The sequence below is a fragment of the Novosphingobium sp. genome (assembly GCF_039595395.1).
GTDB lineage: Bacteria > Pseudomonadota > Alphaproteobacteria > Sphingomonadales > Sphingomonadaceae > Novosphingobium.
In genome coordinates, this window is record NZ_JBCNLP010000001.1 from 3,249,785 (window position 1) to 3,276,562 (window position 26,778).

Sequence of the window (26,778 nt, forward strand, 5' to 3'; positions counted from 1 at the left end):
TAGGCAGGCTTACGGCGCGCGTCCAGTGACTGGCTGGCCTTGTCCGGCAGGTTTCGTGGAGGATGGCTCCGCCCCGGACAGCGGCAACACTTCGATCCTTGTGGTGATCACCACCCGGCGCTCCACCGAAGCCCCCTGCTCGTCGGTGTAGCCATCGGCGTACCCCTTGTTGTTCGGGCAAGTGTTTTGGGGCACTTTTTCCATCTTGGTCTGGAAATCGCCCTCGGCCTGCCATGCACAATCGCGCATCTTCCCATCGGCATCGACGATATAGGTGGTGCGCAGAAAACCGGGCTGCGGCGGCGGAACCTGCGGGATAACCCATTTCACCCGGCTGCGAAAACGCCCCGGCATCGCCTGCCCCCTGGCGTCGACAGCAGGCTTGAACAGCGCCCTTTGCGTGATCAGGCGGCAGGTCGCCTCGTCAAGATCGCTCGCCCCGCTGCTTTGCGTCACCGAGCATTGATCGACCCGGCCCGCACTGTCGATATCCAGAACGAACCCCGTCATGCCCTCCTTGCTGCCCTGAAGCGCCGCGGAGGGATAATCTTCGGGCAACACCCAGGTACCAGGATCGCCAGCTGGCGTGGCCGCCACCGCCGGAGGCGCAAAACCCGGCACCGCCTCCGGCCCCTGCCCCGCTTGCGCAGGCGCAGCCGCCATCAACATCAACGCTAAGATCACCCCATACCCCCGTTAAAACAGCACCCCACCAAAGCGTTAGCAGGCATCCCGCCACCTGCCCACCCCATCCGCCCTTGACCTGTCACACCGCTGCGCTACCCCGCTCCCCATGAGTCACGCCATCTCCCCGCTCGCCTCGCCCTTCCCTGCTTTGCCCGCAATTGCCGGGGCCACCCCGCGCGTTGCCCGCGCGCAGTACAAGGCCTGGGATCGCTGCGACCTAACCTATGTCGAGTTGGACGAAGGCTGCGCCGTGGCAGGCGTGTTCACCCGCAACATCTGCTGCTCCTCCGAAGTCGAGCTGGGCCGCCAGAACGTGGCGCAGGGCAGCGCCCGCGCGCTGATCGTCAACGCAGGCAATTCCAATGCCTTCACCGGCTATCGCGGGCGTGAGGCGGTCGAACAGATCATGACCCAGGTCGCCACCCATCTGGGCTGCGCGAAAGAGGAGGTCTTCGTCTCCTCCACCGGCGTGATCGGCGTGCCCCTGCCCAAGGACAAGGCGCAGGCGGGCGTGGCAGCCGCACTCACCGCCGCGCCCTGCTCGTGGGAGGATGCCGCCAACACCATCGGCACCACCGACACCTTTGCCAAGGGCGCCACCGCCAGCGCCATCGTGGGCGGCAAGACGGTGCAGTTCAGCGCCATCATCAAGGGCAGCGGCATGATCGCGCCCGATATGGCCACCATGCTGGGCTATATCTTCACCGATGCCGCCATCGCCCCGGCCTTCCTGCAAAAGCTGCTGAGCCAGGCCGCTGATGAAACCTTCAACTGCATCACGGTGGATTCAGACACCTCCACCAGTGACACGGTGATGGCCTTCGCCACCGGCAAGGCAGGCAACGCACTGCTTGAAGACGAAACCACCCCCGGTGCCGATGCCTTCGCCGCCGCGCTGAAGGACATCTGCCGCCAACTCTCGCATCTGGTGGTGAAAGATGGCGAAGGCGCGCAAAAATTCATCGCCGTCACCGTTTCCGGCGCCGTCAGCGATGCCAGCGCCCGCAAGGTGGGCCTCGCCATCGCCAACTCGCCTTTGGTCAAGACCGCCATCGCCGGTCAAGACGCCAATTGGGGCCGCATCGTCATGGCCGTGGGCAAAGCGGGCGAACCGGCCGACCGCGACAGGCTGTCCATCGGCTTCGGCGGCATCTGGGCGGCGAAAGATGGCCAGCCCCTCGCCGATTACGACGAAGCCCCCGTCGCAGAGCACTTGCGCGGCACGGACATCGACATCACCGTCGATCTGGGCCTTGGCGAAGGCACCGCCACCGTGTGGACCTGCGATCTCACGCACGGCTACATCTCGATCAACGCCGATTACAGGAGCTGACGCGATGCTCACCATCTGGGGACGGCTCAACTCGCACAATGTGAAGAAGGTGGTCTGGGCCGCTGTCGAGGCCGATCTCCAGTGGGAGCGCCACGATATCGGCGGCCAGTTCGGCTACACGCCGGAGTATCTGGCGATGAACCCCAACCGGCTGGTGCCCACCATTCAGGATGGCGACTTCACCCTGTGGGAATCGAACGCCATCCTGCGCTACATCGCGGACCAATATGGCCGCCATCTGTGGAGCGGCACCCCCACCGCCCGCGCCTGGACCGACCGTTGGCTGGACTGGCAATTCCAGTTCGCCGACGCCCAGCGCGAGGCCTTCCTCCAACTGGTCCGCGTGCCAGAGGCGGAGCGCGACGCGGCAAAGATCGAAAAAGGCGCGCAGGCCACCAGCAAGATGATGGCCATCCTCGATGATGTGCTGAGCCGTCAGGCATGGCTCTCCGGCAAGGACTTCGGCATCGGCGACATCCCCATGGGCACCTACACCCACACCTGGCTGACGCTCGGGCTCGATCGCATCGAGGCGCCCCATGTCCGCGCCTGGTACGAGAGGCTGAAGGACCGCCCCGGCTTCGAATACGTCACCATTCCCCTCACCTGAAAGACGTCATGACCAGACCCGTCAACGATCCGCTGACCGAAGCCGTCTATGCCGTGATGGCAGATGCGGCAGATCGCGCCATCCGCCCGCGCTATCAGCATCTGGCGGCCAGCGAGATCATCGAAAAGGCCCATGACGACCTCGTCACCGTGGCCGACAAGGAAAGCGAGGCGATCCTGTCGGAAGGCCTCGCCAAAATCCTGCCCGAAGCCGCCATCGTCGGCGAGGAAGCCGCCCATGCCGATCCCGCCATCCTCTCGCGCCTTGGTGAGGACCTGTGCTGGATCATCGACCCGCTGGATGGCACCAACAATTTCGCCCATGGCCGCCCGCCCTTCGGCATATTGATCGCGCTGGCGCAGGGCGGCGAGACCATCGGTGGCTGGATTTTTGACGTGCTGTCGGGCCGCTTTTGCCACGCCCGCCGCGGCGAAGGCGCCTTCCTCAACGGCGAGCGCCTGACGGCGCGCCCCACCGGCACCGAGCCGCCCGTCGCTGCCATTTCGCTGATGTTCGCCGACTCCGACCGCCGCGCCGCGCTGCAGACGCATATCGCCCCACATTACACGCTGGTCGATATCCCCCGCTGCGCTGCCGAGCAGTACCCGCGCCTCGCGCTGGGCGTGAACGATGTCTCGATCTTCGAGCGCACGCTGGCATGGGATCACGCCGCCGGGGTGCTGTTCCTCAACGAAGCCGGGGGCAAGGCCGCGCGCTTCGATGGCTCGCCCTATCGGGTGAACGAGGATCGCAAAGGGCTGATCGGGGCTTCATCGCCAGCGCTTTGGGAAGAGTTGGCTGCAAGGGTGGCAGAGATTTAAAAGTTAGGGAGAGAATGCGAGGGCCATCGCCCTCGCGCTCCCTTTAATGTCTGCGTTGCGCCAGTGGTTCAACCGCAGAGCCAAGGTCGCAGCGCCGCAGGCAGAAACAACCGCGTTGCAGCCTGCGGCGCTTTGCGTTGCGCAGGTGGAGAGCCGGAGCGCACGGTTTCGGCGCCCCTGCCCTATCGTCGGAAGACGTCATGGGAGCGCGAGGGGGTTACCCCCTCGCACTTTACTTCTTCCAAATCTTAAAGAACGCTCTCGATCCAGCCCTTCAGCGCGCCCTTTGGCGCAGCGCCCAGCTTCTGGGCGACGGGCTTGCCGTCCTTGAACAGCACCAGGAACGGGATCGACTGCACGCCGAATTCGGTGGCGGTGTTGGTGTTGGCCATGATGTCGACCTTGGCGATGGTGACCTGGTCGGCCAGTTCCTCGCTGATCTCTTCCAGGGCGGGAGCGATCATCTTGCAGGGGCCGCACCAGTCGGCCCAGAAGTCGACGAGCACGGGCTTGTCGGCGCCCAGCACTTCGGTCGAAAAGTTCGAATCGCTGACGGTAATCGTGGCCATAATCAAAACTCCAAATGCGTTGGCATGTATCTAGGAAGCGTGCCGGGTTTGACAAGCGCTCAAGCGGTGAAGCTTTGCTCCCTGTGGCCCAAGGCAATTTTGTGCTGCGCGATCACCTCGGGGGGAATCGCGATCAGGCGCGCGGCTTCGGTGTAGAGCAAGGCTGCCTCCACGCGGCGCCCCGGAAAGCTGCTTTCCAAAGCGGCGACATAGGCTGCCATCTGGCGCAGCGAGGCGACCGGCACGTCATCCAGTCCAGCGGGAGGACGGCGCGCGGTCTTGTAATCGACAAGCCGGATGGCGTCGGGGGTGATCACCAGCCGGTCGATCACACCTGCGACAGCCTGAGGCCCGGCGGCAGTAGGAATCAGCGCGGCGATGGGCACTTCGGCCAGCGCCTCCTGGGCGAAAAGATCCGCCCAGCGCGGATCGTTCACCACGGCCAGAGCAGCTTTAGCCAGATTGCCGCGCGTGAGATCATCAAGATCGGCTGCCTGACGCTCCAGCCAGCGGCTGGCCACATCCTCACGGGCCTCCGGCGCCACATCGGGCAAGCGCTCAAGCAACGCATGGATCAACGTCCCGCGCCTTGCCGCCTGAGCGCGCCCGGCTCCCGGCGGAAACGGCGGATCGACAGCCCCTTCCTCACCCAGCGCCGAGGGCGCCAGAGGGCGCGGCGGTGTCGGTTCGTCAGGCGCGGCGCGGGAGGCCCAGCCGGGCAGTGCCTCGCCCATATCGAAGCTGCGGGTTTCGGCCTGCCATACCGGGCTGGGCGGCATGCCGCCGTGGCTGACGCTGGCGTTCCAGATGGTGTCATCCTGCCACGCGTCCGCGGGGAAAAGTTCGGCAAGGCGCGCGTACCAGCTTGCCGGCGCAGGCACCTTATCCCGCTTGCCCAGCGCGCCGCCGATAAACAGCGCTTCCTCGGCTCGGGTCATGGCGACATAGAGCAGGCGCCAATGTTCCTCACCTTCGGCCTTGGCGGCAACTTCAGCGGCTTGCGCCAAGCGCCCCAGCCGTTCCTCGCGCGACAAAGGCGGCATGGGCACGCGGCGCGGTTCATCGCTGCCGATCAGGCTCATCGGATCGGTCAGCGACAAGGCGCCACCTCGCCCCGCCTCGGGATTGCCAGTGGCATCGGCCAGGATCACGATGGGGGCCTGCAGGCCCTTCGAACCATGCACCGTCATCACGCGGACAAGGCCATCAGCGCGGCCAGCCTCGCGCTTCAGCTCGCCATCGCCCGCCTCGAACCAGTTGAGGAAGCCGACAAGGCTGGGCGTCGAACTGGCGGCATAGGCATGGGCGGCGTTGATGAGTTCGTCGATGGGGTCATTGGCCTCATGCCCCAACCGCGCGACCAGCCGCTTGCGCCCCTGCCACGGGCCGACCAGCATCCAATGCAGCACCACCTGTACCGGGCGGATTTCCGCCTTGCCCAGCAGCTCGCCCAGTTGGGCCAGCACAGCACGCGGCTCGGGATCGATGGCGGCGCGCAGATGATCCCACAGATGGACACCCTTCTCGCGATAGCCATGGGCCAGCAACTGCTCCTGCGACCAGCCGATCAGTGGCGAGACCAGCAGATTGGCCAGATTGAGATCGTCCAGTGGCTGGGCGGCAAAACGCAAGGCCGCCACCAGATCCTTCACCGCCAGCGGCGCGCCCAGACGCAGGCGGTCCACGCCCGCCACCGGCACGCCCGCCGCATGCAACCGCGCCACGATCAGCGCCGCCAGAGCGCCGCGTTTGCGCACCAGCACCATCACGTCTCCGGCATTGGCGCGGCGCGGCTCCTTGCCCTTCACCAGCGGAAAGCCGCCCGGAGAATCCAGCCAATCCTTGACCTGACGGGCAATCCGCTCCGCCATCTCGCGTTCGGGGCGGGAGAGCCAGCCTTCGCCGCCCTCATCTTCCTCGCCCTCGACCTCTTCGTCGTTGGCCTGTCCCACTGGGCGCCACAGCGTCACCAGACCGGGCCGCGCTTGCCCCTTATGCTTTTCCGGCGCGCTGGCCAGACCGAAGGCGGCATGGCCGACATGCTCGATCGCGCGGTCGACGAAATCCAGCACGGTGCCAGCGGTGCGGAAGGATTGTTCCAGCCCCAACTCTTTCAGGCGGGATGTTTCGGGGCCATCGCGCAGCTCTTCAGCATTTTCCGCCGCGCCCAACATGCGGCGCTTCACCCTTGCGCGGGCTTCCTCGAAATTCTCCGGGCTGGTGCCCTGAAAGCCGAAGATCGCCTGCTTGTAATCGCCCACCACAAAGAGCGTGCGCGCCTTGTCGGGCTTGGCGCCTTCGCCGGCGAAGAACTCCTCGGTCAGCGCATCGATGATGCGCCATTGCGCGGCATTGGTGTCCTGCGCCTCATCGACCAGCAGATGGTCGAAGCGGCGGTCCATCTTGTAACGAATCCAGTCGGCCATATCGGCTCGGGCCAGCAGAGCGGCAGCGCTGCGGATCTGATCGTCGAAATCGATCAGCCCTTCGCGGGCCTTGGCGGCATCCCAGGCCAGAGCATAGGCGCGGCCCAGGGTCAGCGCCGGAGTGAGCCATTCGGCCAGGGCAACCAGCGCCGCGGCCTCACGCACTTTCGCGATGCCTTCGCCCACGCGCAGCACATGGGCGGGGTAATCGGGGTCGATCTTTTCCAGACCGGTCGAGGAACGCGGCTCGCCCTTTTGCGTGAAGAAGGTGCCCCACAAATCGTCGATACGCGCCGCGCGGCCTGCTTCATCGGCTGCCAGCCAGTCGCCGATGGTGTTGGCGTTTTTCTCGCCGGTCTTGCCCTTCCATTGCTGGTTGGCGATCATCGCGGCGCGCAAGCTGCGCACATCGAAGGTATCGTCGGCGCAAAGCGCTGCGACCAGCGCTTCATCGGCATCGGCGGGCAGGCCCAGCAGTTGGCGCACACGGGCGTCCAAAGGCGGCATCCATGCCCCCGGCCCAATCCAAAGATCGCGCGCGCGGGCGCAATCCATCAGCCAGCGCAGCGCCGCATCGCCGCCCATCCGCAGCGACAGGTCGGACAGGGCAACCGACAGTTGCTCATCCCCGCCATTCTCCGCATCGAGCAGCAGATCAGCCAGCACCTGACGGCTGAGCAGCACCGTCTCCTGTTCCTCCATCGGCCGCGTGCCGGGGGTGAGGCCCGCCTCCTGAGGAAAGGCCGCCAGCAGCCACTGCGAGAAGGCATGGATCGTATCGATGCGCAGCCCGCCACCGGGGCAATCGAGCACGGCGGCGAACAGCGTGCGCGCCCTGCCCTGCGTTTCCGGGCCTATATCGGCACCGATGGCCTGCAGTTCCAGAGCCAACCGCGCCGGTTCGGCCCTCACCCAGCGCGCCAGCGTTTCATTGATGCGCGCGGCCATTTCCGTGGCGCCCGCCTTGGTGAAGGTGAGGCACAAAATCTGCTCGGGCCGTACATCGCTTTCCAGCAGCAACCGCAACACACGCGCCGACAGCACCTGAGTCTTGCCCGTGCCCGCGCTGGCCGACAGCCACACCGTCTCGCCCGGATTGACCGCCAGCGCCTGATTGCCGAACAGCGGATGGATTGCGGGCTCGCTCATGCTTGGTCGTCCTCATCGCCCAGCAGGCCGAGCCATTCATCCAGACGCATCAACTGGTCATAATCATTGTAACCCGCGATATCGGGGTTGAGCCGCGCGGTGAAAGGCTCGCTGCCCAGCAGCCAGCGGGCGATGGCCTCACGCAGGAATTTCTCGGTTTCGGGCAGGAAATCCTCGCGCGGGATGCCGCTGCGCTTGGGTTTTTCCAGAATGGGCTCATCGCGCCAGCCGAAACCGGGCTCGCCCTTGCGGCGGCGTGTCATCGACCAATATTCGAAGCGCGTGGCCTCACCTTCCGCTCCGACGAAACCGCCATCCCCGGCGATCATGCCGATCAGCCCCAATTGCAGCGCGAAACCGGCCTGTACCTGCTTGCCGCTGGGTGGCGCGCCGGTCTTGTAATCCACCACCGCCAGAGAGCCATCGGGGTTGCGATCAATCCGGTCGGCGCGGCCATGGATACGGATGCCATCGACCTTCATCTCGCCCTTGATCTCGGTGGCGATGACGCGGCGGCCTTCCGCCACCAGCGCCGAAACCTCGCTATCGATCCATTCCAGCGCCGCGACCAGGCGCGGGCGCCACAGACTGCGCTCCAGCGGGTGGGCCTGCATCGAATCCAGCACCACGCCGGCCGTGGCCGCCAGAGTACCAGGCACCGCGCCAGCCTTATGCCAGGCGTCGAGAATGTCATGCACCGCCGTGCCCCGCCACGCCGGGCTGGGCTGGGCATCGAGCGCGTCGATTGAACGCAGCCCCAAAATAGCCTGCGCATAGAACTGATACGGATCGGCGCGCAGCCGGTCGAGCGCCGTCACCGCAATATCCACCCTCCGCTGATCCTTGGAGGGCATCGGCTGAGGGCGCGGATGCGGAGGCACCTTGCGCCCCACATCCAGCCCCCCGGCCCATGCGGGAATGCGCGTTTCGCGGTGATCCCTGGCCAGCTTTTCGCCCAGCATGGCGGTCACGCGCAGCACAAAGCGGCTGGGGATGACCGGAGCGCCCTCATCGCGACGCGCCCAGCTTAGCACAACCTCGGGCGCGCCGAGGCAGGCGGCAAGGTCATGCGCGGCAAGGCCGATACGGAAATCCGCGCCGGGCACGCCAAGCTGGCGCAAAACGGCAGGCGGCAGCAGCGGATCGGGCTTGGGCGAGCCGGGCCAGACGCCCTCGGTCAGCCCACCACAGATCACCAGATCGGCGCGGCCCATGCGGGCTTCCAGCAGTCCGTAAATGGCCACGCGGGGGTGACCGCCCCATGCCGGGCGGACAGAAATGCGATCCATCGCATCGCGCAGCACGGCAGGCAGATCGCGCGGCGGGATCGGCAGATCGGCCCCATCGCTAGCGTTCCGCAGGCCTTCCACGAAGGAAGCCAAAGCGCGCCCATCCGTTTCGCCCCACAGGCCTTGGCCACAAAGAGCCTCGCCGCAGGTGACCAGCGCATCGAGCAGTGTGGAGAGCGGCAAGGCCTCTTCGCGCGCAGCCGCCATCAGGGGCGAAAGCATCGCCTCTGCCTCGCGCCACCACGCGATCAGGCCCGGCTTGCGGCGGGGCGAAGCCTTTTTGTCGATCACCCCCGCGATGGGTTCAAGCCCGGCATCGGGGCGCGGTCCACGCAGCAGCAGATCGAGCGCGCGCACGCTTTCCAGCCAGCGCGGGCGGGGTTCTCCGGCTTTCACCAGCGGATGGCCCAGCAGAGCGATCAGCGGCACGGGCGTTGCCTGCTCGCCCGCCACCTCGGCCAACAGCAGCAGGAAGCGACCCGCCAAGGTCTGCGACAAGGGTTGGCCACCCGAATCGTCCGCACCAATGCCCCAGCGCGCCAGATGCGCCACCACGCGCCCGGCCAAAGCGCGGTCCGGCGTCACCAGAGCCACGCGCTTTTCGGGCTTTTCCAGAGCCTCGCGCATCAGCAGGGCGATGGCTTGCGCTTCCTCGCCGGGGTGGCCGCTTTCCATCAGACGGACATTGGCCAGGCGGCGCTGCTTCTCGGGCAGATCGACCCAGCGCGCCGAGGCCTGAGGCGGCAGAAAAAGATTGGAAATCGCCCGCGCCCGCTCCGGTGGCGCCGAGGCCGGGCCGGAACGCTGCCAGAGCTGCACCTCGCCCCGCGCCACGCCCATGCGGTTGAGCAGCAGTTTGAGGTGATATTGCGGATGGGTGGCGGCATCGCTGCGGCCGAAAGGCGCGCCGCCGGGTTCGTCAGGGTGGCCCGCCTGCCCCAATTCGTCCCACACCGCATCGTCGAGCGTCAGATCGAGGTCGGGCAGCACCACACCGCCTTCGGGCAATTCGCTCACCACCCGCAGCAGATCGGCCAGAGCGGGCGAGGCGCTGGTCACACCCGCAGCCAGAATGGGGTTTTTGGGCGGCGCGGCCTTCCACGCCCGCGCGGCGTGGGCAAACAGCAGATTGCGCCGTGTGGGCGGATCGACGCACCCCTGCGCTTCCAGTTCAGCGCGCCAATGGGCCATCAGCTTGAGGAAGCCGCGCGTGCTGTCCTGCCAATGCCCGGCCTGCTCGCCCACCAGCGCCACGATTTCGTCCGAAAGCAAGGTTTCGGGCGCGATGCCCTCCACCGCGAGGCGGTCCATCGTCTGCCCGGCCTCCCAGGCGCGGCGCAGCAGGGCGGCACCTTTGGGAGCCTCATCGCCTTCGATCTGGCGGATCAGCGCGGCCAGACGCAGCCAGCGCGCGGTGGGGTCGGCGGCGGGCGGCACATCGGGGCCGTCCAGCGGATCGAGCAAAGCGCCCAGCGCCTCGTCCAGATCGAGGTCGCCCAGCACCACCATGCGCGGCAGCAGCAAGCCACCCACGGCATCCTGCTCGCCCAGCGCACGCACAAAGGCTTCGGTTACAGAGCGGATGGCGCGCTGGCTGGGCAGAAGCAAGGTCAGCCTTGCCAGTCCCAAGGCATCGCCGCCGTAACGCGGCAACAAGCCAGCCACCAGAGCATCGGCAAAACCGCGGTGGGCAGGAATGGACCAGAGGCTTGGTGTTGTCGCCCCTACCATCACATGCGGGTCAACAAGGCCTCGGCCGGGGCGATATGGGCCGGTTCGCCCACCTCGATCCATTCGCCGGTATGGACATGGCCGAAAAGGCGCCCCTCGGCGATGGCGCGGTTCCACAGCACATTGGTGGAAAAGCCGCCCTCCGGCGCATCGCGCAGCAGGCGGTGCGAGACAAGCTGAATGCCCGAATAGATATAGGGCGCCACGCGGCCATGGGTGCGGCGGCTGACGCGGCCCACCGCATCGAGGTGGAAATCGCCAATGCCCTGATAGTTATGAGCAACAGGATGCCGCACCACCAACACCAGCGCATCCATCTTATCCGCATCCCAGGCGCCGCTGAGTTCGGCAAAGACATTGAGCGGTCCGTCGAGCCAGATGTTGTCACTGTTGAGCGCGAAAAACGGATCGGGCAGCAGGCCAGCCTTGGCTGCCTTCACCATTCCACCGCCGGTTTCCAGCAGCGCCACGCGCTCGTCCGACATGGTCACCACCGGCGCCTTGCGATGTGAGAGATGGGCTTCCAGTTGGTCGGCCAGATAATGGGCGTTGACCACGGCGCGGGCGATCCCGGCATCGGCCAGTCGGTCGAGCGTATGGTCGATCAGCGGCTTGCCCAACACCTTGACCATCGGCTTGGGGCGCGTGGCGGTCAGCGGGCGCATGCGCTTGCCGATGCCGGCGGCCAGCACCATCGCGGTGTCGCTGGCGAGAAGGGGCTTGCTCATGCGCCGAGGCTCCCGCCGCCGGCATTGCGCAGCTCTGCCGGGATGTTGGCATCGAACCAGGCCGCCACGGGGGCCAGCGCGGGATGCTTGAGGTCGCGCTCAAGCCAGGCCCAGATGCGCGGGATCAGCGAGAGGTAACGCGGCTTGCCGTCGCGCTGCCACAGGCGCACGAAAATGCCCACGATCTTGGCGTTGCGCTGAGCGCCCAGCACCGCGTAATCGGCCAGAAACGGTTCGCGCTCATGCTTGGTGAGGGCCAGATAATGGTCGAGCGTGGCAGCTTCCGTCTCCAGCGAGACATCGCGGCGCGCATCCTGAAGCAGGCTGACCAGATCATAGGCCGGGTGGCCCGCCAGAGCGTCCTGAAAATCGAGCAGGCCCTGCGCCGTCAGACCGCCTTCCAGCAGCATGATGTTCTCGGCATGGTAATCGCGCAGCACGGTGATGCCTTCGCCCTGCCGCTCGACAAGAGGCTCAAGCACCTGCTCCCATGCGGCAACATAGCCCGGAACATCGACGGTAAGCCCGGCTGCGGGCGCATACCATTCGGTCAGCAGGCCGACCTCGCGCAGATAGACCGCCATATCATAGGGCGGAAACGGCCCGGCAGGCAGGCGCCCCAGCGCCACCAACGGCGCCATCGCCGCCTGATAGATCGCGGTTTCGTCGCCGGGATGGATATCCAGCCAGTCGCGCATGCGATGGTCGCCGAAATCCTCCAGTAGCACCCAACCCTTTTGCGCGTCCTCGGCAAGGATATGGGGGGCGCGCAGCCCGTTGTTCTCCAGCCAGTGGGCCACGGCGAGGAAGGGCGCCGGGTCCTCATGCGGGGGCGGCGCATGCATCAGCATGGCGCGCTGCCCGGCCAGAGTCAGGCGGAAATAGCGGCGGAACGAGGCATCGCCCGGCAAAGGCGAGACATGCGCGCCGCCCCAACCGGCAGCGGCGATAAAGGGTTCCAGACCATCGGGCAGAATCGTGCTCATGCCCAGCGCCTTAGCCAATCGGTGCCGGGGCGAACAAGGGCCCTGCGCGTGCCATCCCCAACCTCCAGATCGATGGAGAGGCAGGCGGGCTCATGCGAGAAGCCTCCGGCGTGGTCGGGCCATTCGGCGATCAGCGCGGCGTTGTAGCGATAATCGTCGAGACCGATCTCCTCGGCCTCGGCGGGATCGTTGAGCCGGTAGAAATCAGCATGGACCACAGGCAGGCGCGTGGCGGGCGGATCGTAGGTTTCCACGATGGTGAAGGTGGGCGACGGCACCTCGCCCTCATGGCCCAAGGCAGCGAGGATCGCGCGGGCCAGCGTGGTTTTTCCGGCACCAAGGCCTCCGGTGAGGGCAACCACATCGCCGGGCTCCAGCAGGGCGGCGATGCGTTGGCCGAGGGCTTGCGTGGCCTCGGTATCGGGCAGGTCGATGGTGGTCATGGCCCTCGTCATGCCTGGGCCTCCATCGGCAGATCAACCAGAGCGGTGGTGCCCTTGCCCGGCTGGCTGGTGAGTTCCAGCGTGCCGCCATGGGCCTCGATCAATTGGCGGGCCAGCGGCAGGCCGAGGCCCTGTCGGCGCTCGATCGCCGTGCCGTCCGGGCCTATGCGCAGGCCTCCCAATGCACGGGCAAGGCTGGCGGCATCCATCCCGGCGCCATCGTCGCTGATGGCGATACGCAGGACTTCGTGGCCCGAAACGCGATGGTGGGCGAGATCGATCAGGATCTGGCCGCCGCCCGGCTTGCCGTGAGTCGCGGCAATGGCATTGTCCACCAGATGGCCCAGCGCCCGGCCCAGACGGCGCGGATCGGCGGGAATGCGCCCTGCCCCGCTGTTGCCACGCAGGTTCAGCGCAATATGACCTTCCTCGATACGCGCCTCACGCTCTTTCACCAGAGCGGTGAGGAAGGGCAGGATATCCACGCTTTCACGGGCCAGCGGCAGCATGCCCGCCTCGCTTTGCGAGAGGTCCAGCACGGTTTCGATCTGGCCCGACAGCCGCGTGACAGAGGTGAGGATCGCCTCGACATACTCGCGCCCGCTATCAGACAGATCGCCGCCAAGGCCCATCTGCAGCATCTCGGCAAAACCGCCGATGGAGGTGAGCGGCGTGCGGAATTCATAGCTCATATTGGCGAGGAAGCGGGTTTTCAGATGGTCCGCCTCGATCAGCGCGGCGTTGCGTTCGCGCAGCGCATCCTCGGCCTTTTGCGAATCGGTGATATCCAGCGCGATCAGCAGGCCATTACCATCGGGCAGCGGCATACCGGCATATTCCAGCGTGCGGCCATCGAGCAGAGATACCCGCCCGCCGGTTTCGCGCCGCTCAAGCGTGGCGGCGCGCACGCAATCGCCAAGCGCGCGGGCCTGCCCCGGCTGCGCCAGCATCGCGCCCACATGGTCGAGCAGCACCGAAATATGCGGATGATCGTCGAGGAAATCGCCCTCCAGCCCCCAGGCGGCGGCAAAGCGGCGGTTCCAGATCTGCATCCGGCCATCGGGCGCGAAGACCGCGACCGCCTCGAACAGGCTGTCGAAGGTGGCGGTGCGGGTGCGCAGCAGCGTGTCGCGCATGGCCGAGATGCGCAGGGTTTCGGTGCGGTCCTCGGCGATCAGCAACAGCCCGCCATCGGGCATGGGCTGGGCCGCGATGCGCAAATGGGTGCCGTCCGAGAGCGGCCATGCCTCATCCTGAGCAGCATTCTGGGCGAACCAGCCGACATGGTCGCGGCGCCAGGCAGGATAGTCGCGCGCCTCGGGCACGCGGCCGATGTCGCGGGCAACATCGAGCCAGCGCTCGAAGCCCAGACCGCCCTGCATATCGGCGCTGTGCAGCCCGAAGAGGCGCTGGAAGGGCTGGTTGGCGAAAACCAATTGCCGCACCGAATCGAATTGCGCCACACCCGAAGACAGCAGATCGAGCAGCGAGCGCTGCGCCTCGCGGAAGGCTCGCAGGGAGCGGCTCAGCTCCTCCATATCCTCGATATCGACGGCGTAACCGGCCACGCCGCCCTCGCCCAGCGGCAGGTCGGAGACGCGCAGGGTGCGGCGCTGGCCGTTGATGGTGGAGGCCACCACACGCTCGATGGGCAGGCCCTGCGCCGAGGCCTGCGCCGCCACCTCGGCGGGGCTCAGGCCCTCGATGCGCTCGACCAGTTCGATGCCCTCGGCCACTACCTGCTGGGCATTCTGGGCCGCCACGGCGCGGACATAGGCGCTGTTGACCAGCCGCAGCGCACCATCCGTGCCACGGAACCACATGGGCATCGGCGCAGCCTCTATCAGGCCGGAAAGCGCGGCGAAATCGCCCTTGGCCTGCGCGGTTTCCACCCGCATGCGGCTGACCGCCAGCTCGGTCGCGGTGTTGTCGAAGAACCACAATTGCGCCGAGCCGGTGGGCGCCACCAGCGGATCGGCCAGATTGCCGCGCACCGCCAACGACTTCCTGGAACCGCGCGCGCTGATCGACATGGCAAAGGCGCGCGAGCTGCGCTGGGTTTGCAGCACCGCTTCGGCCAGGGCGTTGAGTTGCTCGGGCGGCAGGCCACGATCCGGCGCGGACAATTGCGAGAGGAAAGCGGGCATCGCCTCCAGCCCCAGCCATCCGGCAAGGCGCGCGGGGCCCCGGATCTGGCCGTCGGGGTGGACCAGCATCATCTGCGCCGGGCTTTCATCGACCAGCCGCGTCAGCCGGCGGTTGCTGGCCATGGCGGCCTTGGTTTCGCGGCGGCGGGCCTCGCTCAGCGCGATGGTCACGGCGGCGGCCAGCGTCCAGGCGCCAAGAAACAGGCCCAGAAGCACAAGAATGGTGGGAGTGACCAGCATCCCGTCTGGCTAGGGCGGGCGCGGGCCGAACGCAATAGAAAGGGCGCCCCGGCGTGCTGCCGGGGCGCCCATTTCACATTCCGTTACGGATCAGATAATCTGATCAGTAGCGGTAATGATCGGCCTTGAAGGGGCCTTCCACCGGCACGCCGATGTAGTCGGCCTGCTTCTTGGAGAGCTGGGTCAGCGTGACGCCCAGCTTTTCCAGATGCAGCGCGGCGACCTTCTCGTCGAGGTGCTTGGGCAGAACGTAAACGTCCTTGCCGTAGTTCTCGGCCTTGGTGAACAGCTCGATCTGGGCCAGCGTCTGGTTGGTGAACGAGGCCGACATCACGAAAGACGGGTGGCCGGTGGCGCAGCCCAGGTTCACCAGACGGCCCTTGGCCAGAATGATGATCTGCTTGCCATCGGGGAAGGTGACGAGATCGGTGCCGGGCTTCACTTCGGTCCACTGATAGTTCGACAGGGCCGAGATCTGGATCTCGCTGTCGAAGTGGCCGATGTTGCAGACGATCGCCATCGGCTTCATCGCGGCCATATGGTCGGCGGTGATCACGTCCTCGTTGCCGGTGCAGGTCACGAAGATGTCGGCGCGCTTGGTCGCCTCTTCCATGGTGACGACTTCATAGCCTTCCATCGCGGCCTGCAGGGCGCAGATGGGGTCGATCTCGGTGACCATCACGCGGGCGCCGCCATTGCGCAGCGAAGCGGCCGAACCCTTGCCCACATCGCCGAAACCGGCAACGCAGGCGACCTTGCCGGCCAGCATCACGTCGGTGGCGCGACGGATGGCGTCGACCAGCGATTCCTTGCAGCCATAGAGGTTGTCGAACTTCGACTTGGTGACGCTGTCGTTCACGTTGATCGCGGGGAAAGGCAGCTTGCCGTCCTTGGCGAGGTGGTACAGGCGGTGGACACCGGTGGTGGTCTCTTCCGAGACGCCCTTGATGGCGGCGACCGACTTGGTCAGGTAGCCCGGCTTTTCCTTGAGGAAGTTCTTGAGCGCGCGAACGAACTCGATTTCCTCGGCATTGCTGGGCTCGAACAGGGTTTCGCCAGCCTCGACGCGGGCGCCCCACAGGGCGAACATGGTGGCATCGCCGCCATCGTCGAGGATCATGTTGGCGGTGGTGTCCCCAGAACCGTCAGCGTCCCAGTCGAAGATGCGGCCCACATAGTCCCAGTAATCGGCCAGCGATTCACCCTTGATGGCGAAGACGGGGATGTTCTGCGCGGCGATGGCGGCGGCGGCGTGGTCCTGCGTCGAGAAGATGTTGCAGGTGGCCCAGCGCACGTCGGCGCCCAGGGCAACCAGCGTCTCGATCAGCACGGCGGTCTGGATCGTCATGTGCAGCGAGCCGGTGATGCGCGCGCCCTTCAGCGGTTGCGACGCACCGAACTCCTGACGCAGCGCCATCAGGCCGGGCATTTCGGTTTCGGCGATGGCGATTTCGGCGCGGCCGTAATCGGCCAGGCCGATGTCCGCGATAACGTAGTCCTTCTCGGGGGCGATGGTGGCCACTTGGGTCTTCTCCGACTGGGCCGCGCCGCCGCATGCCGACAAGGCAAGGGCGGACGGGCCATAAAGCTATGACCCGCCCTTACCCCTTTGCCACTCGTCAGGCAAATATAAAGATTGCTTTATATGGTTGTCACATCGGCATTGAGCCCAACAACGGCAGGTTTCGGCGCATCTGCCTTGGCCGCCACGGCGGTCGGTGCAGCAGGCGCCGGAGCCACCGCGGCAGCAGGCACAGCCGGCGCAGGGTCAGCCACCGCAAGCGCGACCGGCCCGGCAGGCGCGGCAGGCGCCTCAACCGACGGAGTCGGAGCAGGAACCGGCGCTGGCTGGACAGGCGCGGGCGTGGGAGCAGGCGTGTTGGCCGCCACCATCACCGGAGCGGCACGGGAATCGCCCGAAAGCGTTTCCTCGGCTGCCGCGATCAGCACTTCCTCGCCATCGGCAGAGGCCAGTTGGCGGGTCAAACCTTTAAGCTCATGGCAGCCCAGCCAGGGATGGCCGTTACCATAATTGTTTGCCATCGCCGTGCTGAGCCGATCGACCATATGCTCGTCATGCTTGAGACCGGCGGCCACACCCTCGGCCTCCAGATCCTGCGCGGCGCGGTTGAGTTCGGGCATGTGGCGCGCTTCGAACAGCACGAAGTCGCCCTGGAAATCATCGGCCCCGGCGCGGCAGCGCAGGCCCGTCACCATCAGCATAATGTCCAGTCGGCGCAGCTTTTCGGCTTTGCTCATCGCGCCAGCCATGGCGGTCTGCGGCATCATCGCGCCCGTGGCGACACCCATCGCCAAGGCCATGCTAACGATTGCACGAGCAACCGTACGTCCGTCTCGCTTCATTGATACCCCCTCTGGCGGGGGACCCCTCCCCCGCCTGTCTCCTGAGTGATCCCGAGGCTGAAAATCTCACCTGCCGCTTGCCGGGATCTCAAGAAGCAGGGTTAAATGCCCTGCGTCGGAGAATTAAGGGCCAATCCGCTCAGGGTTTCTCCGGTGCTGTTTGGCCTATGCCCGCTTGCCCCGCGCCACGCCCCGCCTATATGTGGTGCGCAAAGGACGAGACCTCCCCTCTCGCCCACCAAGGAGAAGAACATGACGATCGAAGCTGGCCAGACCCTGCCTGACGTGAAGCTGGTGAAGTCGACGGAAAGCGAGCGCGAGCCCGTGCAGACCGGCGAATACTTCAAGGGCAAGACCGTCGCCCTCTTCTCCGTGCCCGGCGCCTTCACCCCCACCTGCTCGGCCAAGCACCTGCCCGGCTTCGTCGAAAAGGCCGCCGAGCTGAAGGCCAAGGGCGTGGACGAGATCGTCTGCACCGCCGTCAACGACCCCTTCGTGATGGGCGCCTGGGCCGCCGCCAAGGGCAGCGACGACATCACCTTCCTGGCCGATGGCAGCGGCGATTTCGCCACCGCCCTGGGTCTTGAGCTGGACCTGACCGGCGCGGGCCTCGGCAAGCGCGGCCAGCGCTTCGCCATGATCGTCAAGGACGGCGTGGTGGACAAGGTGTTCGTCGAAGCCCCCGGCGAGTTCCAGGTTTCGAGCGCCGAGCACGTTCTCGAGAACCTCTAAGTCTTTCGGCCTGACAGGCTGGAAACAGAAAACCCCGCCCGGCAGCGCGCCGGGCGGGGTTTTTCTTTGCCTTGGTCGCGGCGGATCAGAAACCGTAGAGCAGACCGCCCAGTACCTGATGACGCTCGGCCTTGCCGCCAAGCGGCTGGTCCTGATAGCTGATCTCGCCATAATGGGTGTAGCGATATTCGAGCCTTGCGCGCACATGCGGGGTCAGAAAATATTCGGCGCCAGCGCCCACGCGGAAACCGCTCAGGCTGGTGCTCTCCTGCCAGATCTTGGTGCCATTGAACCGCGCCGAAGCCGTGAATTTGGAATTGGCATAGCCCAGCGTTGCAAAAAGCTGCGTCTTGGGGGCCACCATCCAACCCAGCTTGCCACCAATGTAAAGATCGACACCGGCAGCGATCTTGACCTCGGCGGTGTTGATGCCATCGCTGCCGGCCAGGGTTAAGGCTGCCGTCGATCCGGCGACCGAGGCCTCCAGACCGACACGGCCATGCTTGCCCACCGGCGTGTCGATGCCCGCCATGCCGCCATAGGTCAGGCCGCCCTTGCTGATCGAATCGCCCATGCTGCTGCCGATGACATTATCGTAACCCAGCACCGGCGCGATATAGACCTGCTCGGGCGGGTTGATGTCGATCTCCTGCGCCTCGGCCGAAACCGCCATGCCCGCACCGGCCAGCACCACCGCCGCCGCCGCGACGGTCATGCGCACCAACTTGCCCCGAATTTTCATATCAACTCCACGTAACCATAAGGTCTCGGGGCGGGACCTAGGATAAATTGAGTTAATATCTGCTCAAAAATAGGGGAATTTCAGAAAGCTGGCAGAACTTCTCAAAGAAGAATTTCAATAGCCCATCAGGCTGAGCACTTCCTTGCGGCTGCGCGGATCGGTCAGGAAGCTGCCCATCATCCGGCTGGTCACCATGCCCACGCCCTGTGTACGCACGCCGCGGCCGGTCATGCAGCCATGCTGCGCCTCGATCACCACGGCCACGCCTTCGGGGCGCAGATTGTCCCAGATGCACTGGGCGACCTCGGCGGTCAGGCGCTCCTGGATCTGCAGGCGGCGGGCAAAGCCATGCAGCACGCGCGCCAGCTTGGAGATGCCCACAACGCGGTCGGTCGGCAGATAGGCGATCGAGGCCTTGCCGGTGATCGGCGCCATATGGTGCTCGCAATGGCTCTGGAAGGGGATGTCTTTCAGCAGCACGATCTCGTCATAGCCGCCCACTTCCTCGAACTGGCGGGCCAGATGGATCGCGGGATCATCGGCATAACCCTGACAATATTCCTTCCAGGCGCGCGCGACGCGCTTGGGCGTGTCGAGCAGGCCTTCACGCTCCGGATCGTCGCCCGACCAGCGGATCAGCGTGCGAATCGCATCCTGCACGTCATCGGGCACGGCGATCTTGCCATCGGCACCCAGGGTTGGATGCAGGTCGTCATGATCGTCGGCACAGCTCATGGGTATCTCCGGCAGTACGGGCCTCAAACGCCCGATTGGAGCATCATGGCATGATGCCCTCAGTTTTGATGGTCGCATCGTTCCCGCGAAAAACCGGTTCCCACTTTTCCGCACGATGCTCAAGCGCATGTGGCGCCGCGCGGACCAATTTGAAAGGCCCGATTAATGAGAATTTCCGATTTGGAAAACGCCATCTGGGGCGAAGGAGGGAAGGTGGTGCACCCGGAGCGATTCGAACGCCCGGCCCTCAGATTCGTAGTCTGATGCTCTATCCAGCTGAGCTACGGGTGCACACTATTACCTTCACATGATGACGGGCAAGCCGCCATCATTTTCCCAAGAATGCCAACCTCTTCCACATAGGAGGAGAATGGTGCACCCGGAGCGATTCGAACGCCCGGCCCTCAGATTCGTAGTCTGATGCTCTATCCAGCTGAGCTACGGGTGCTCTTGGGAGACGCGCCTTTAGGGGGGCTCCCCGAGCTTGGCAAGCATCAATTTCGTTTTTCATCACCGGCCTGTGGACAAGTTTTTAAAACGCCTGCCTTTTCCCTCATCCCAACTGGCGCAACAAAGCCTGGGTCAGGATCACATCGAGCGGCGGCATAGCGCCCTGCCCGGCCAGATCGCCGACCTGCGCCGTCGTGAACCAGCCCAGCCCCTCGCCCAACCCGTCCTCACGCGCCACCTCAGGCCATTCCAGAGCGCGTGGCTGCCCCTGCCAGCCCCGGCAGGCATAGAGCAGGATAAGATGCGGCTGCCCGTCTCCCTGCGCAAAGCTGACCGGCTCCAGCGCCGCCGGGTCGAGCGCCACACCCAGCTCCTCGGCGATCTCGCGCAGCACGGCCTCCGCCGCGCTCTCGCCCAGCTCAACCTTGCCGCCCGGATATTCCCAGAGCATCTCATGATACTTCCCCGGCGCCCGGCGATGCAGCAGCACCCTGCCTTGCGCATCGATCAGCGCGGCAGCCACCACCGGAATCAGATTGCCCTGCACGTCTTTGCGCTCCTTCACCGGCACGTTATTCAAAGCTTTGTTAAGCAGCGCGTGCCAGACTGGCCATGGTTGAGTTGCCATGCCGGATACAACGGCTTCGCCCGTGGTGAAAAACATTCATCCCTCACCGCCAGGCCTTCCCGGCAGGGATTGGCAAAGGGAGCGGAAAGCTTTCCCTGCATTAACCAATCAGATGCACCAATCCTTGGCGATAATCGCGCCGAGCGAAACAGCCGCAGCGTCGTAAAACTATGCAATTTTACAGAGGACGCTCGTCATCAGCAAAAAACCCGAAACCCCCGGAAAGAGGGGACGGCGCTGACGGTTTCTTAAGACTTGCCGCCTAAAAAGGCCATCACCGCCCGGTGAGACGGGTAAATTGCCAGGCGGCGCGAGATCGAAACCAGGAGACTGACCATGAAGTTCATCAACAAGCTGCTGCGCGACGAAGCCGGCGCCACCGCCATCGAATACGGCCTGATCGCCGCTCTGATCGCCGTTGCCGCCATCACCGCCATGAACGGCCTGGGCAACCAGCTCAAGAGCACGTTCAACTCGACCTCGTCGGCCATGTCGGTTGGCAACGCCGCCGCCGCCTAACAGCGAGCGACGCGAAAGAAGGGGCGGTGGAGCAATCCACCGCCCTTTTTGCTGCCCGTCATCCACGTGCCTGACGCCAGACACAGCAAAGGCGCGGTCAGCATAAGCCGACCGCGCCTTGCTTATTCCCCGAAGCTGTCGATCAGTCCTGACCGATGCCCAGAAAACGCTCTTCGCGCTTGGCGATGATCTCTGCCGGGCTCAGGCGAGCCAGCTTGTCGAGTTCCTCAACCAGCGCATTGGACAGCGCCTTGGCCGTGAACTCCGGATCGCGATGCGCGCCGCCCACCGGCTCATTCACGATACGCTCGATCACCTTGAGCGCCTGCAGGTCCTGAGCGGTCACCTTCATCGCCTCGGCGGCGTCGGCGGCCTTCTCGGGCGTGCGCCACAGGATCGAGGCGCAACCCTCGGGACTGATCACCGAATAAACGGCATGCTCCAGCATCAGCACGCGCGAGGCGCTGGCCAGCGCCACCGCGCCGCCCGAACCGCCCTCACCCACGATCACCGCGATCATCGGCACTGGCAGGGCCAGGCAGGCCTCGGTCGCGCGGGCGATGGCCTCGGCCTGACCGCGCTCCTCGGCCTCGACGCCCGGAAAGGCGCCCTTGGTGTCGACCAGCGTGACGACCGGCAGGCCAAAGCGCCCGGCCAGCTCCATCAGGCGAGTCGCCTTGCGATAGCCCTCGGGCTTGCCCATGCCGAAATTGTGCTTGATGCGGCTGGCGGTGTCGTTGCCATTCTCATGGCCGATCAGCATCACCTTGCGGCCCTGGATCGTGGCGAAACCGCCGATGATCGCATGGTCCTCACCAAAGGTGCGGTCACCACCCAGCGGCACGAAATCGGTGAAGATCATCCGCACGTAATCGACGAAATGCGGACGCATCGGATGGCGGGCGACCTGGGTCTTCTGCCACGGCGTCAGCGCACGATAGGTGCTGGAGAGCAGATCGGCGCTCTTGCGTTCCAGCCGCGTAATCTCGTTGGAGATGTCGAGATCACCCTCGGCAGCGGTGGTGCGCAATTCGGCAATGCGCGATTCAAGCGCGGCGACCGGCTTTTCAAATTCGAGATAGGAAATCATGGGGTCAAGGCCCTAGTCGTGCAAGCGGCGATGGGCAAGGGTTTGTGATGATTGGGCAGGCAGGAAGGAAAGGGTAGATGCGAGGGTGTTACACCCTCGCGCTCCCGTAACTGTCGGCCTTGCGCTCCGGGTTCGGCCATAGAGCAACGTCGCCGCGCCGCAGGCAGGATTGCCCCACACAACGCTATCGCTCCCGGATTTAAGAGCCTGCGGCGCTTTAGGTGGAGCAGGTGGAGAGCCGAGGCGGACCAATGCAGCGCCCCTGCCCTATCGCCGGAAGACGTCATGGGAGCGCGAGGGGGTAACCCCCTCGCATCTTTCTTCCCTTAACTCTTCTGCCCCAAAGGATGCCGGGCATTCACCAACGCCACCAACCGCGCCGCATCCACATGGGTGTAGATCTGCGTGGTGGAGATATCAGCATGCCCCAGCAGCATCTGCAACACGCGCAGATCGGCTCCACCCTCCAGCAGATGCGTCGCAAAGGCATGGCGCAACACATGCGGTGACACCCGCGTCGGATCGAGCCCGGCGCGCAAGGCCAGATCGCGCAGCAACTGGAACAGGCGAATCCGCGTCAGATGGCCTTTCTCCCCGCGCGAGGGGAAGAGGAACCGCGATTCGGCCTCCGCCGCACTTGCCCCGCGCACCGCCAGCCAGCGCGAGAGCACATGGCGCGCGCGGGTCGAAACCGGCACCATGCGCTGCACCCCGCCCTTGCCGGTCAGCGTCAGCAGCGGCGCATCGCGCGGCACGGAGCGCAGCGGCAGACTGACCAGTTCGGTGGCACGCAGGCCCGAACCATAGAGCAATTCCAGCGCCGCCAGCGTGCGCAGGGCGGCGGGGCTGTCGCCCTCGGCCTCTTTCTCTGCGGTGGTGAACATGGCCTCCACATCGCCATGGCCCAGCAGGCGCGGCAGAGGGCGGCGGGTGACAGGGCGCGGCAGGGCGGAGGACGGGTCGTCGTCGCGCAGCCCTTCATCGACCAGGAAACCATAAAACTGGCGCAAGGCCGAACATTTGCGCGCCAGCGATGAGGGCGCCAGCTCGACCCAATGCTCGCCAAGCGAGGTCAGCGCGGCGGGCGTGGCGCTTTCCAAAGGCCCCAGCAACTCGCGCGCGCCATCAAGGTCGCGGCGATAGGCGGCCAAAGTGTTGAGCGCCGCCCCCCCTTTCGGCGGCCAGCATGGCGATAAAGGCGTCGATAGCGGAGGCGATGGCCTTACGCCCTTGCCACAGCCTCGGCGGCGATCATCCGTGCCTCACCCGAAAGCCCCACGCGGTTGAGCGCGGAGATGATGTGGTAAAGATAGCGCGGCGTCATCCGGCCCCAGCCATCGCCCTGCATGCCAAGGCCCGCAAGCATCACCACCAGTGCCTGATTGTTCAGCGCGGCAGCCTGATCGATGGCGTCGCTCCAGCGGCTGTGGCTGTCATAATCGACCGAGAGCTTGCCCGCATAGTCGCGCCGGGTCGAATCACTGATCCGGCCAAGACCGGCAAGGCCTGCCACAAGGAAGGCCGTCTTCCGGCTCGAATCGCTCTTGTCCGCACCCGCAAAGCTGCTGAGGGCACCGCTGTTGGCCTCGCCCCCGCGCCCGTCAGCCAACGCCAGCAGGGCCCAGCCAAGGCTGCCCTTGGGCACCACGCCCGACCAGCGCATCGCATTGGCATCCAGCCCCGCCGCCAGCATGGAGGCGATCAGATCGCCGGCATCGCCCGCCAGATCACCGCTGACCGGCAGGCGCGCGGCGGCATAGGCCGTCAGCACCTGACGGGCATAGCGCTGGTTGGCATCGGCACCACCATCCCACAGGCTCTTCATGGCCTTCAGGCGGTCGGCAGGCGTGCTCGCGACATAAGCGTCGCGCAGCAGCAGGGCGCGCTCCGCCGGGCCGCCGGTCACATCGTCATTGCTGTAGATCTGGCTGTAGAGATCGACCATCGCCGAGGACGACAGGATCCCCGCGCCCCCCGCCCGGTCCGAGGCATCGGCACGCACCCCCAGCCCCACCATCGGCGCGGTGGCGGTGACATAGTCATACTGCGCGGGCAGGTCCTTCATCAGGCTGGCGGGCGGCGTGAGCCCCACCGCCAGAGTCAGCGCGTAACGCCAGGGCGTCATCTCCGCCACCTTGCTCCATTCGATGGTGACATTGCGGCGCCCGCTGCGCCCGGCGGCGCCCGCCGCCCCGGCATATTTCTGGGCCAGTTGCATATCGATGCGCGGCATGGCGCCGACAAAGATCATATGGTCCAGATTGGCAAAACCACCCGCCGCATTGCCCGAGAAGGCATCGCACATGCCCTGCATCGCACTCCAGCGCGGGTCCTTGGCGAAGGCGGGCTGCACACCCATGATCGGGCAGAAACCGGTGAAATCCTCGGTCGCGACATAGGCGTCGAGCGCGCTGGCCGTCAGCGCCGGATTGTAATTGTCGGGATCGACATCCTGAGCCACGGCGCGGGCCAGATCGCCCTCGCCCATGCGCAGCAGCAGGGCGACGCGCATGGCGACAAAATCGGCCGGGTCACCGCCGCCCGGCGGATCGAGACGGCTGACCAGCGCGCGGCGCAGCAGAATATGCCCCCAGCGCGAAACGATCTGCCCGCCATTGCCGGTCAAGGCGGCGCGCAGCAGATCGGCACTCTGGCTGCCCAGCGAGGAGGGCAGGCCACCCTCGCTCTGGTCGATCATGCCCACCATGCGCAGCGCGCGGGCCGATCCCGGCGGAATGTCATAACGCGGGCGCAGGCCCAGAAGCTGATCCAGCTTGTCAGGCGGCATAGCCATCAACTGGGCGTAGTTGGTCACGCCATTGGGCAGTTTCACCGGCCCGGCGGCCACCGGCGCGGTGGGCGCGGCGAACAGCGGCTGAGCGGCGATGGTCGGCTCATTCTCGGGCAGATCGATGCGCGGCGCGGGCGCGGCGCGGGTGGGCGCCGCCGAAGGTGTCGCCACCGGCCGCACCGAGGCGACCGGCTTGGGCGTGTTGGTCGCCACGGGACGAGGCGTGGACGCCGTGGTGGGCTTGGGTTTGGGCGTACCGGTCGGCGTCGGCTTTGCAGCGCGCGCAGGCCGGTCAAAGCCGGGGGGCAGCAACGATTCGGGCCCCTGCTGCGCCAGCAAAGGCGCCCCGGCCACAGCGCCCATCCCCAGCACACTGGCCGAAATCAGCGCATAGACCGCAAAGCGCCGAATCGTTATCCTCTGGCTCATCCGCCGATCCCGCTGGCGGGAGAAGCGGCCGAGGCGCTCGAAACCGGGGCGGTGCTGCCCACGGTGGTTGCGGGCAAGGCCACGGCCACCGGGCGCACCGGCACAGGACCGCCAAGACGCCAAGCCTGAACCAGCAAGGCGCTGACCGCCACGAGAACCAGCAGGCCGATCCGCACCCCCGCGCGCTGCCACAGCGAGCGATGCTTTTCCCTGCGAATGCGTGTTGTCACCGCGAACTCCGATAGCCGTTGGCCTGCATCGGGCACCCAGATGCCCTTTTGACCATGCCCGCCACCTAGCCTGCCTTTAGGCGGAGATACAATACCCACGCTTGCGCCGCCGGTTAGCAAAAGTATAGGCAGCCCTGCAATGACCATGAGCAATGAGCCATCAGGCGGCAACACGCCGCGCCCCGTGGACGGCGACACGCCGCAGCCCGCGCAGGCCCATCCTGCCGGTGACGGCCAGCGCTCGGACGGGGAATCGACGCATGCGCCGGTGGATGCCTCGGCCGATGCCGCGCGCCTGGCCTCGATCCTGGCGCGGCTCGACCGGCCCGTGGTGCTGGTGGGCATGATGGGCGTGGGCAAGAGCAGCCTTGGCCGCAAGCTGGCCAACCAGCTTGGCGCCCCCTTCATCGATGCCGACGACGCCATCGAGACCTCTGCCCAGATGACCATCCCGGAAATCTTCGCGACCTATGGCGAGAGCTTCTTCCGCGATGGCGAGCGCCGGGTGATCGCCCGCCTGATGGGGGACACCTCGGGCGGCGATGCCCCCGACGAACCGCGCGTCAAGGTGATCGCCACCGGCGGCGGCGCCTTCGTCAACGATGCCACCCGCGCGCTGATCCTGCGCAGCGGCATCGCGGTGTGGCTCGACGCCGACCTCGACACGCTGGTCGAGCGCACCGCTCGCAAGGACAACCGCCCGCTGCTGCGCGGCGGCAACCCGCGCGAGATCCTCGGCCGCCTGAAGACCGAGCGCCAGCCCTTCTATGCGCAGGCCCCCATCCATGTGATGAGCGGCAACTCGCCTCACGCCCGCACACTGACCCGCCTGCTGGTCGCCATCGACCACTGGCTTGACACCAGCGCTCTCGATGCGCCCTCTTCCGTCCAACGCGAAAGCTGACACTC

At 66.0% G+C, this 26,778-nt stretch carries 22 protein-coding genes, 2 tRNA genes and 1 pseudogene; 6 read left to right on the plus strand and 19 right to left on the minus strand.

The window, feature by feature from the left end:
- Positions 1-9: 9 nt before the first annotated feature.
- Complete coding sequence (locus tag ABDW49_RS14900; protein ID WP_343612798.1) at positions 10-669, minus strand: energy transducer TonB; 660 nt, start codon at positions 667-669, stop codon at positions 10-12.
- Between the two features lie 124 nt (positions 670-793).
- Here ABDW49_RS14900 and argJ point away from each other — a divergent pair, with 124 nt between their 5' ends.
- The 3 genes from argJ to ABDW49_RS14915 are packed head-to-tail and all read left to right on the plus strand — an operon-like array spanning position 794 to position 3,451.
- A complete protein-coding gene (argJ, locus tag ABDW49_RS14905; protein ID WP_343612799.1) occupies positions 794-2,020 on the plus strand; it encodes a bifunctional glutamate N-acetyltransferase/amino-acid acetyltransferase ArgJ in 1,227 nt (408 codons plus the stop codon).
- Between the two features lie 4 nt (positions 2,021-2,024).
- Positions 2,025-2,630 (plus strand): glutathione S-transferase family protein, encoded by a 606-nt coding sequence (locus ABDW49_RS14910; RefSeq protein WP_343612800.1) that lies wholly within the window; start codon positions 2,025-2,027, stop codon positions 2,628-2,630.
- Positions 2,631-2,638: 8 nt separating this feature from the next.
- Positions 2,639-3,451 (plus strand): inositol monophosphatase family protein, encoded by an 813-nt coding sequence (locus ABDW49_RS14915; RefSeq protein ID WP_343612801.1) that lies wholly within the window; start codon positions 2,639-2,641, stop codon positions 3,449-3,451.
- A gap of 248 nt (positions 3,452-3,699) precedes the next feature.
- Here ABDW49_RS14915 and trxA read toward each other — a convergent pair whose 3' ends face one another.
- The 9 genes from trxA to ABDW49_RS14960 all read right to left on the minus strand — a co-directional run bounded on the left by trxA (position 3,700) and on the right by ABDW49_RS14960 (position 17,469).
- Positions 3,700-4,020 (minus strand): thioredoxin, encoded by a 321-nt coding sequence (gene trxA / locus ABDW49_RS14920; protein ID WP_343612802.1) that lies wholly within the window; start codon positions 4,018-4,020, stop codon positions 3,700-3,702.
- 59 nt (positions 4,021-4,079) lie between these two features.
- Positions 4,080-7,595, minus strand: coding sequence for a double-strand break repair helicase AddA (gene addA / locus ABDW49_RS14925; protein ID WP_343612803.1), 3,516 nt, complete (start codon positions 7,593-7,595; stop codon positions 4,080-4,082).
- Positions 7,592-10,615 (minus strand): double-strand break repair protein AddB, encoded by a 3,024-nt coding sequence (gene addB / locus ABDW49_RS14930; protein ID WP_343612804.1) that lies wholly within the window; start codon positions 10,613-10,615, stop codon positions 7,592-7,594. The genes addA and addB overlap by 4 nt, the downstream gene beginning before the upstream one ends.
- The gene (locus ABDW49_RS14935) at positions 10,615-11,343 is read right to left on the minus strand and encodes a nucleotidyltransferase family protein (RefSeq protein WP_343612805.1); all 729 of its coding nucleotides are present in this window, start codon (positions 11,341-11,343) and stop codon (positions 10,615-10,617) included. The genes addB and ABDW49_RS14935 overlap by 1 nt, the downstream gene beginning before the upstream one ends.
- Positions 11,340-12,329, minus strand: coding sequence for a phosphotransferase (locus tag ABDW49_RS14940; RefSeq protein ID WP_343612806.1), 990 nt, complete (start codon positions 12,327-12,329; stop codon positions 11,340-11,342). The genes ABDW49_RS14935 and ABDW49_RS14940 overlap by 4 nt, the downstream gene beginning before the upstream one ends.
- Positions 12,326-12,784, minus strand: coding sequence for a tRNA (adenosine(37)-N6)-threonylcarbamoyltransferase complex ATPase subunit type 1 TsaE (gene tsaE / locus ABDW49_RS14945; protein ID WP_343612807.1), 459 nt, complete (start codon positions 12,782-12,784; stop codon positions 12,326-12,328). The genes ABDW49_RS14940 and tsaE overlap by 4 nt, the downstream gene beginning before the upstream one ends.
- Positions 12,781-15,159 carry a PAS-domain containing protein gene (locus ABDW49_RS14950; protein WP_343612808.1) on the minus strand — a complete coding sequence of 793 codons (2,379 nt, stop codon included), beginning with the start codon at positions 15,157-15,159 and terminating at the stop codon, positions 12,781-12,783. Before ABDW49_RS14950 ends, tsaE begins: the two co-directional genes overlap by 4 nt.
- 103 nt (positions 15,160-15,262) lie before the next feature.
- A complete protein-coding gene (ahcY, locus tag ABDW49_RS14955) occupies positions 15,263-16,681 on the minus strand; it encodes an adenosylhomocysteinase (protein ID WP_343612809.1) in 1,419 nt (472 codons plus the stop codon).
- Between the two features lie 119 nt (positions 16,682-16,800).
- On the minus strand, positions 16,801-17,469 hold the full coding sequence (locus tag ABDW49_RS14960) for a hypothetical protein (protein ID WP_343612810.1): 669 nt from the start codon (positions 17,467-17,469) through the stop codon (positions 16,801-16,803).
- A 306-nt stretch (positions 17,470-17,775) separates the two neighbouring features.
- On the opposite strand from ABDW49_RS14960, the gene ABDW49_RS14965 reads away from it, so the two are divergent.
- Positions 17,776-18,255 (plus strand): peroxiredoxin, encoded by a 480-nt coding sequence (locus ABDW49_RS14965; RefSeq protein ID WP_343612811.1) that lies wholly within the window; start codon positions 17,776-17,778, stop codon positions 18,253-18,255.
- 85 nt (positions 18,256-18,340) lie between these two features.
- Here ABDW49_RS14965 and ABDW49_RS14970 read toward each other — a convergent pair whose 3' ends face one another.
- The 5 genes from ABDW49_RS14970 to ABDW49_RS14990 all read right to left on the minus strand — a co-directional run bounded on the left by ABDW49_RS14970 (position 18,341) and on the right by ABDW49_RS14990 (position 20,729).
- Positions 18,341-18,997, minus strand: a complete 657-nt coding sequence (locus tag ABDW49_RS14970; protein WP_343612812.1) for an outer membrane beta-barrel protein — start codon at positions 18,995-18,997, stop codon at positions 18,341-18,343.
- A 114-nt stretch (positions 18,998-19,111) separates the two neighbouring features.
- The gene (gene folE, locus ABDW49_RS14975) at positions 19,112-19,732 is read right to left on the minus strand and encodes a GTP cyclohydrolase I FolE (RefSeq protein WP_343612813.1); all 621 of its coding nucleotides are present in this window, start codon (positions 19,730-19,732) and stop codon (positions 19,112-19,114) included.
- Positions 19,733-19,946: 214 nt separating this feature from the next.
- Positions 19,947-20,023, minus strand: a tRNA-Arg gene (locus ABDW49_RS14980).
- A gap of 80 nt (positions 20,024-20,103) precedes the next feature.
- Positions 20,104-20,180, minus strand: a tRNA-Arg gene (locus tag ABDW49_RS14985).
- Positions 20,181-20,285: 105 nt separating this feature from the next.
- Entirely contained in the window at positions 20,286-20,729 is a 444-nt protein-coding gene (locus tag ABDW49_RS14990) for an NUDIX domain-containing protein (protein ID WP_343612814.1), read from the minus strand.
- Positions 20,730-21,146: 417 nt separating this feature from the next.
- On the opposite strand from ABDW49_RS14990, the gene ABDW49_RS14995 reads away from it, so the two are divergent.
- Positions 21,147-21,329, plus strand: coding sequence for a Flp family type IVb pilin (locus tag ABDW49_RS14995; RefSeq protein ID WP_343612815.1), 183 nt, complete (start codon positions 21,147-21,149; stop codon positions 21,327-21,329).
- 142 nt (positions 21,330-21,471) lie between these two features.
- Here ABDW49_RS14995 and ABDW49_RS15000 read toward each other — a convergent pair whose 3' ends face one another.
- The 4 genes and pseudogenes from ABDW49_RS15000 to ABDW49_RS15015 form a co-directional block, all read right to left on the minus strand.
- On the minus strand, positions 21,472-22,419 hold the full coding sequence (locus ABDW49_RS15000; protein ID WP_343612816.1) for an acetyl-CoA carboxylase carboxyltransferase subunit alpha: 948 nt from the start codon (positions 22,417-22,419) through the stop codon (positions 21,472-21,474).
- 326 nt (positions 22,420-22,745) lie between these two features.
- A pseudogene (locus tag ABDW49_RS15005) lies at positions 22,746-23,607 on the minus strand (tyrosine recombinase).
- A 34-nt stretch (positions 23,608-23,641) separates the two neighbouring features.
- Positions 23,642-25,639, minus strand: a complete 1,998-nt coding sequence (locus tag ABDW49_RS15010) for a hypothetical protein (protein ID WP_343612817.1) — start codon at positions 25,637-25,639, stop codon at positions 23,642-23,644.
- Positions 25,636-25,869 (minus strand): hypothetical protein, encoded by a 234-nt coding sequence (locus tag ABDW49_RS15015; protein ID WP_343612818.1) that lies wholly within the window; start codon positions 25,867-25,869, stop codon positions 25,636-25,638. Before ABDW49_RS15015 ends, ABDW49_RS15010 begins: the two co-directional genes overlap by 4 nt.
- Positions 25,870-26,008: 139 nt before the next feature.
- Between ABDW49_RS15015 and ABDW49_RS15020 the strand changes: the two genes are divergently transcribed.
- Positions 26,009-26,773: a shikimate kinase gene (locus ABDW49_RS15020; protein WP_343612819.1), complete on the plus strand. Its 765-nt coding sequence runs from the start codon at positions 26,009-26,011 to the stop codon at positions 26,771-26,773.
- Positions 26,774-26,778: the final 5 nt, after the last annotated feature.

Coding starts and splice junctions, on each gene's coding strand:
- ABDW49_RS14900 (WP_343612798.1), bottom strand. CDS start 669: ATGTTGATGGCGGCTGCGCCTGCGCAAGCGGGGCAGGGGCCGGAGGCG.
- argJ (WP_343612799.1), top strand. CDS start 794: ATGAGTCACGCCATCTCCCCGCTCGCCTCGCCCTTCCCTGCTTTGCCC.
- ABDW49_RS14910 (WP_343612800.1), top strand. CDS start 2,025: ATGCTCACCATCTGGGGACGGCTCAACTCGCACAATGTGAAGAAGGTG.
- ABDW49_RS14915 (WP_343612801.1), top strand. CDS start 2,639: ATGACCAGACCCGTCAACGATCCGCTGACCGAAGCCGTCTATGCCGTG.
- trxA (WP_343612802.1), bottom strand. CDS start 4,020: ATGGCCACGATTACCGTCAGCGATTCGAACTTTTCGACCGAAGTGCTG.
- addA (WP_343612803.1), bottom strand. CDS start 7,595: ATGAGCGAGCCCGCAATCCATCCGCTGTTCGGCAATCAGGCGCTGGCG.
- addB (WP_343612804.1), bottom strand. CDS start 10,615: ATGGTAGGGGCGACAACACCAAGCCTCTGGTCCATTCCTGCCCACCGC.
- ABDW49_RS14935 (WP_343612805.1), bottom strand. CDS start 11,343: ATGAGCAAGCCCCTTCTCGCCAGCGACACCGCGATGGTGCTGGCCGCC.
- ABDW49_RS14940 (WP_343612806.1), bottom strand. CDS start 12,329: ATGAGCACGATTCTGCCCGATGGTCTGGAACCCTTTATCGCCGCTGCC.
- tsaE (WP_343612807.1), bottom strand. CDS start 12,784: ATGACGAGGGCCATGACCACCATCGACCTGCCCGATACCGAGGCCACG.
- ABDW49_RS14950 (WP_343612808.1), bottom strand. CDS start 15,159: ATGCTGGTCACTCCCACCATTCTTGTGCTTCTGGGCCTGTTTCTTGGC.
- ABDW49_RS14960 (WP_343612810.1), bottom strand. CDS start 17,469: ATGGGTGTCGCCACGGGCGCGATGATGCCGCAGACCGCCATGGCTGGC.
- ABDW49_RS14965 (WP_343612811.1), top strand. CDS start 17,776: ATGACGATCGAAGCTGGCCAGACCCTGCCTGACGTGAAGCTGGTGAAG.
- ABDW49_RS14970 (WP_343612812.1), bottom strand. CDS start 18,997: ATGAAAATTCGGGGCAAGTTGGTGCGCATGACCGTCGCGGCGGCGGCG.
- folE (WP_343612813.1), bottom strand. CDS start 19,732: ATGAGCTGTGCCGACGATCATGACGACCTGCATCCAACCCTGGGTGCC.
- ABDW49_RS14995 (WP_343612815.1), top strand. CDS start 21,147: ATGAAGTTCATCAACAAGCTGCTGCGCGACGAAGCCGGCGCCACCGCC.
- ABDW49_RS15000 (WP_343612816.1), bottom strand. CDS start 22,419: ATGATTTCCTATCTCGAATTTGAAAAGCCGGTCGCCGCGCTTGAATCG.
- ABDW49_RS15010 (WP_343612817.1), bottom strand. CDS start 25,639: ATGAGCCAGAGGATAACGATTCGGCGCTTTGCGGTCTATGCGCTGATT.
- ABDW49_RS15020 (WP_343612819.1), top strand. CDS start 26,009: ATGACCATGAGCAATGAGCCATCAGGCGGCAACACGCCGCGCCCCGTG.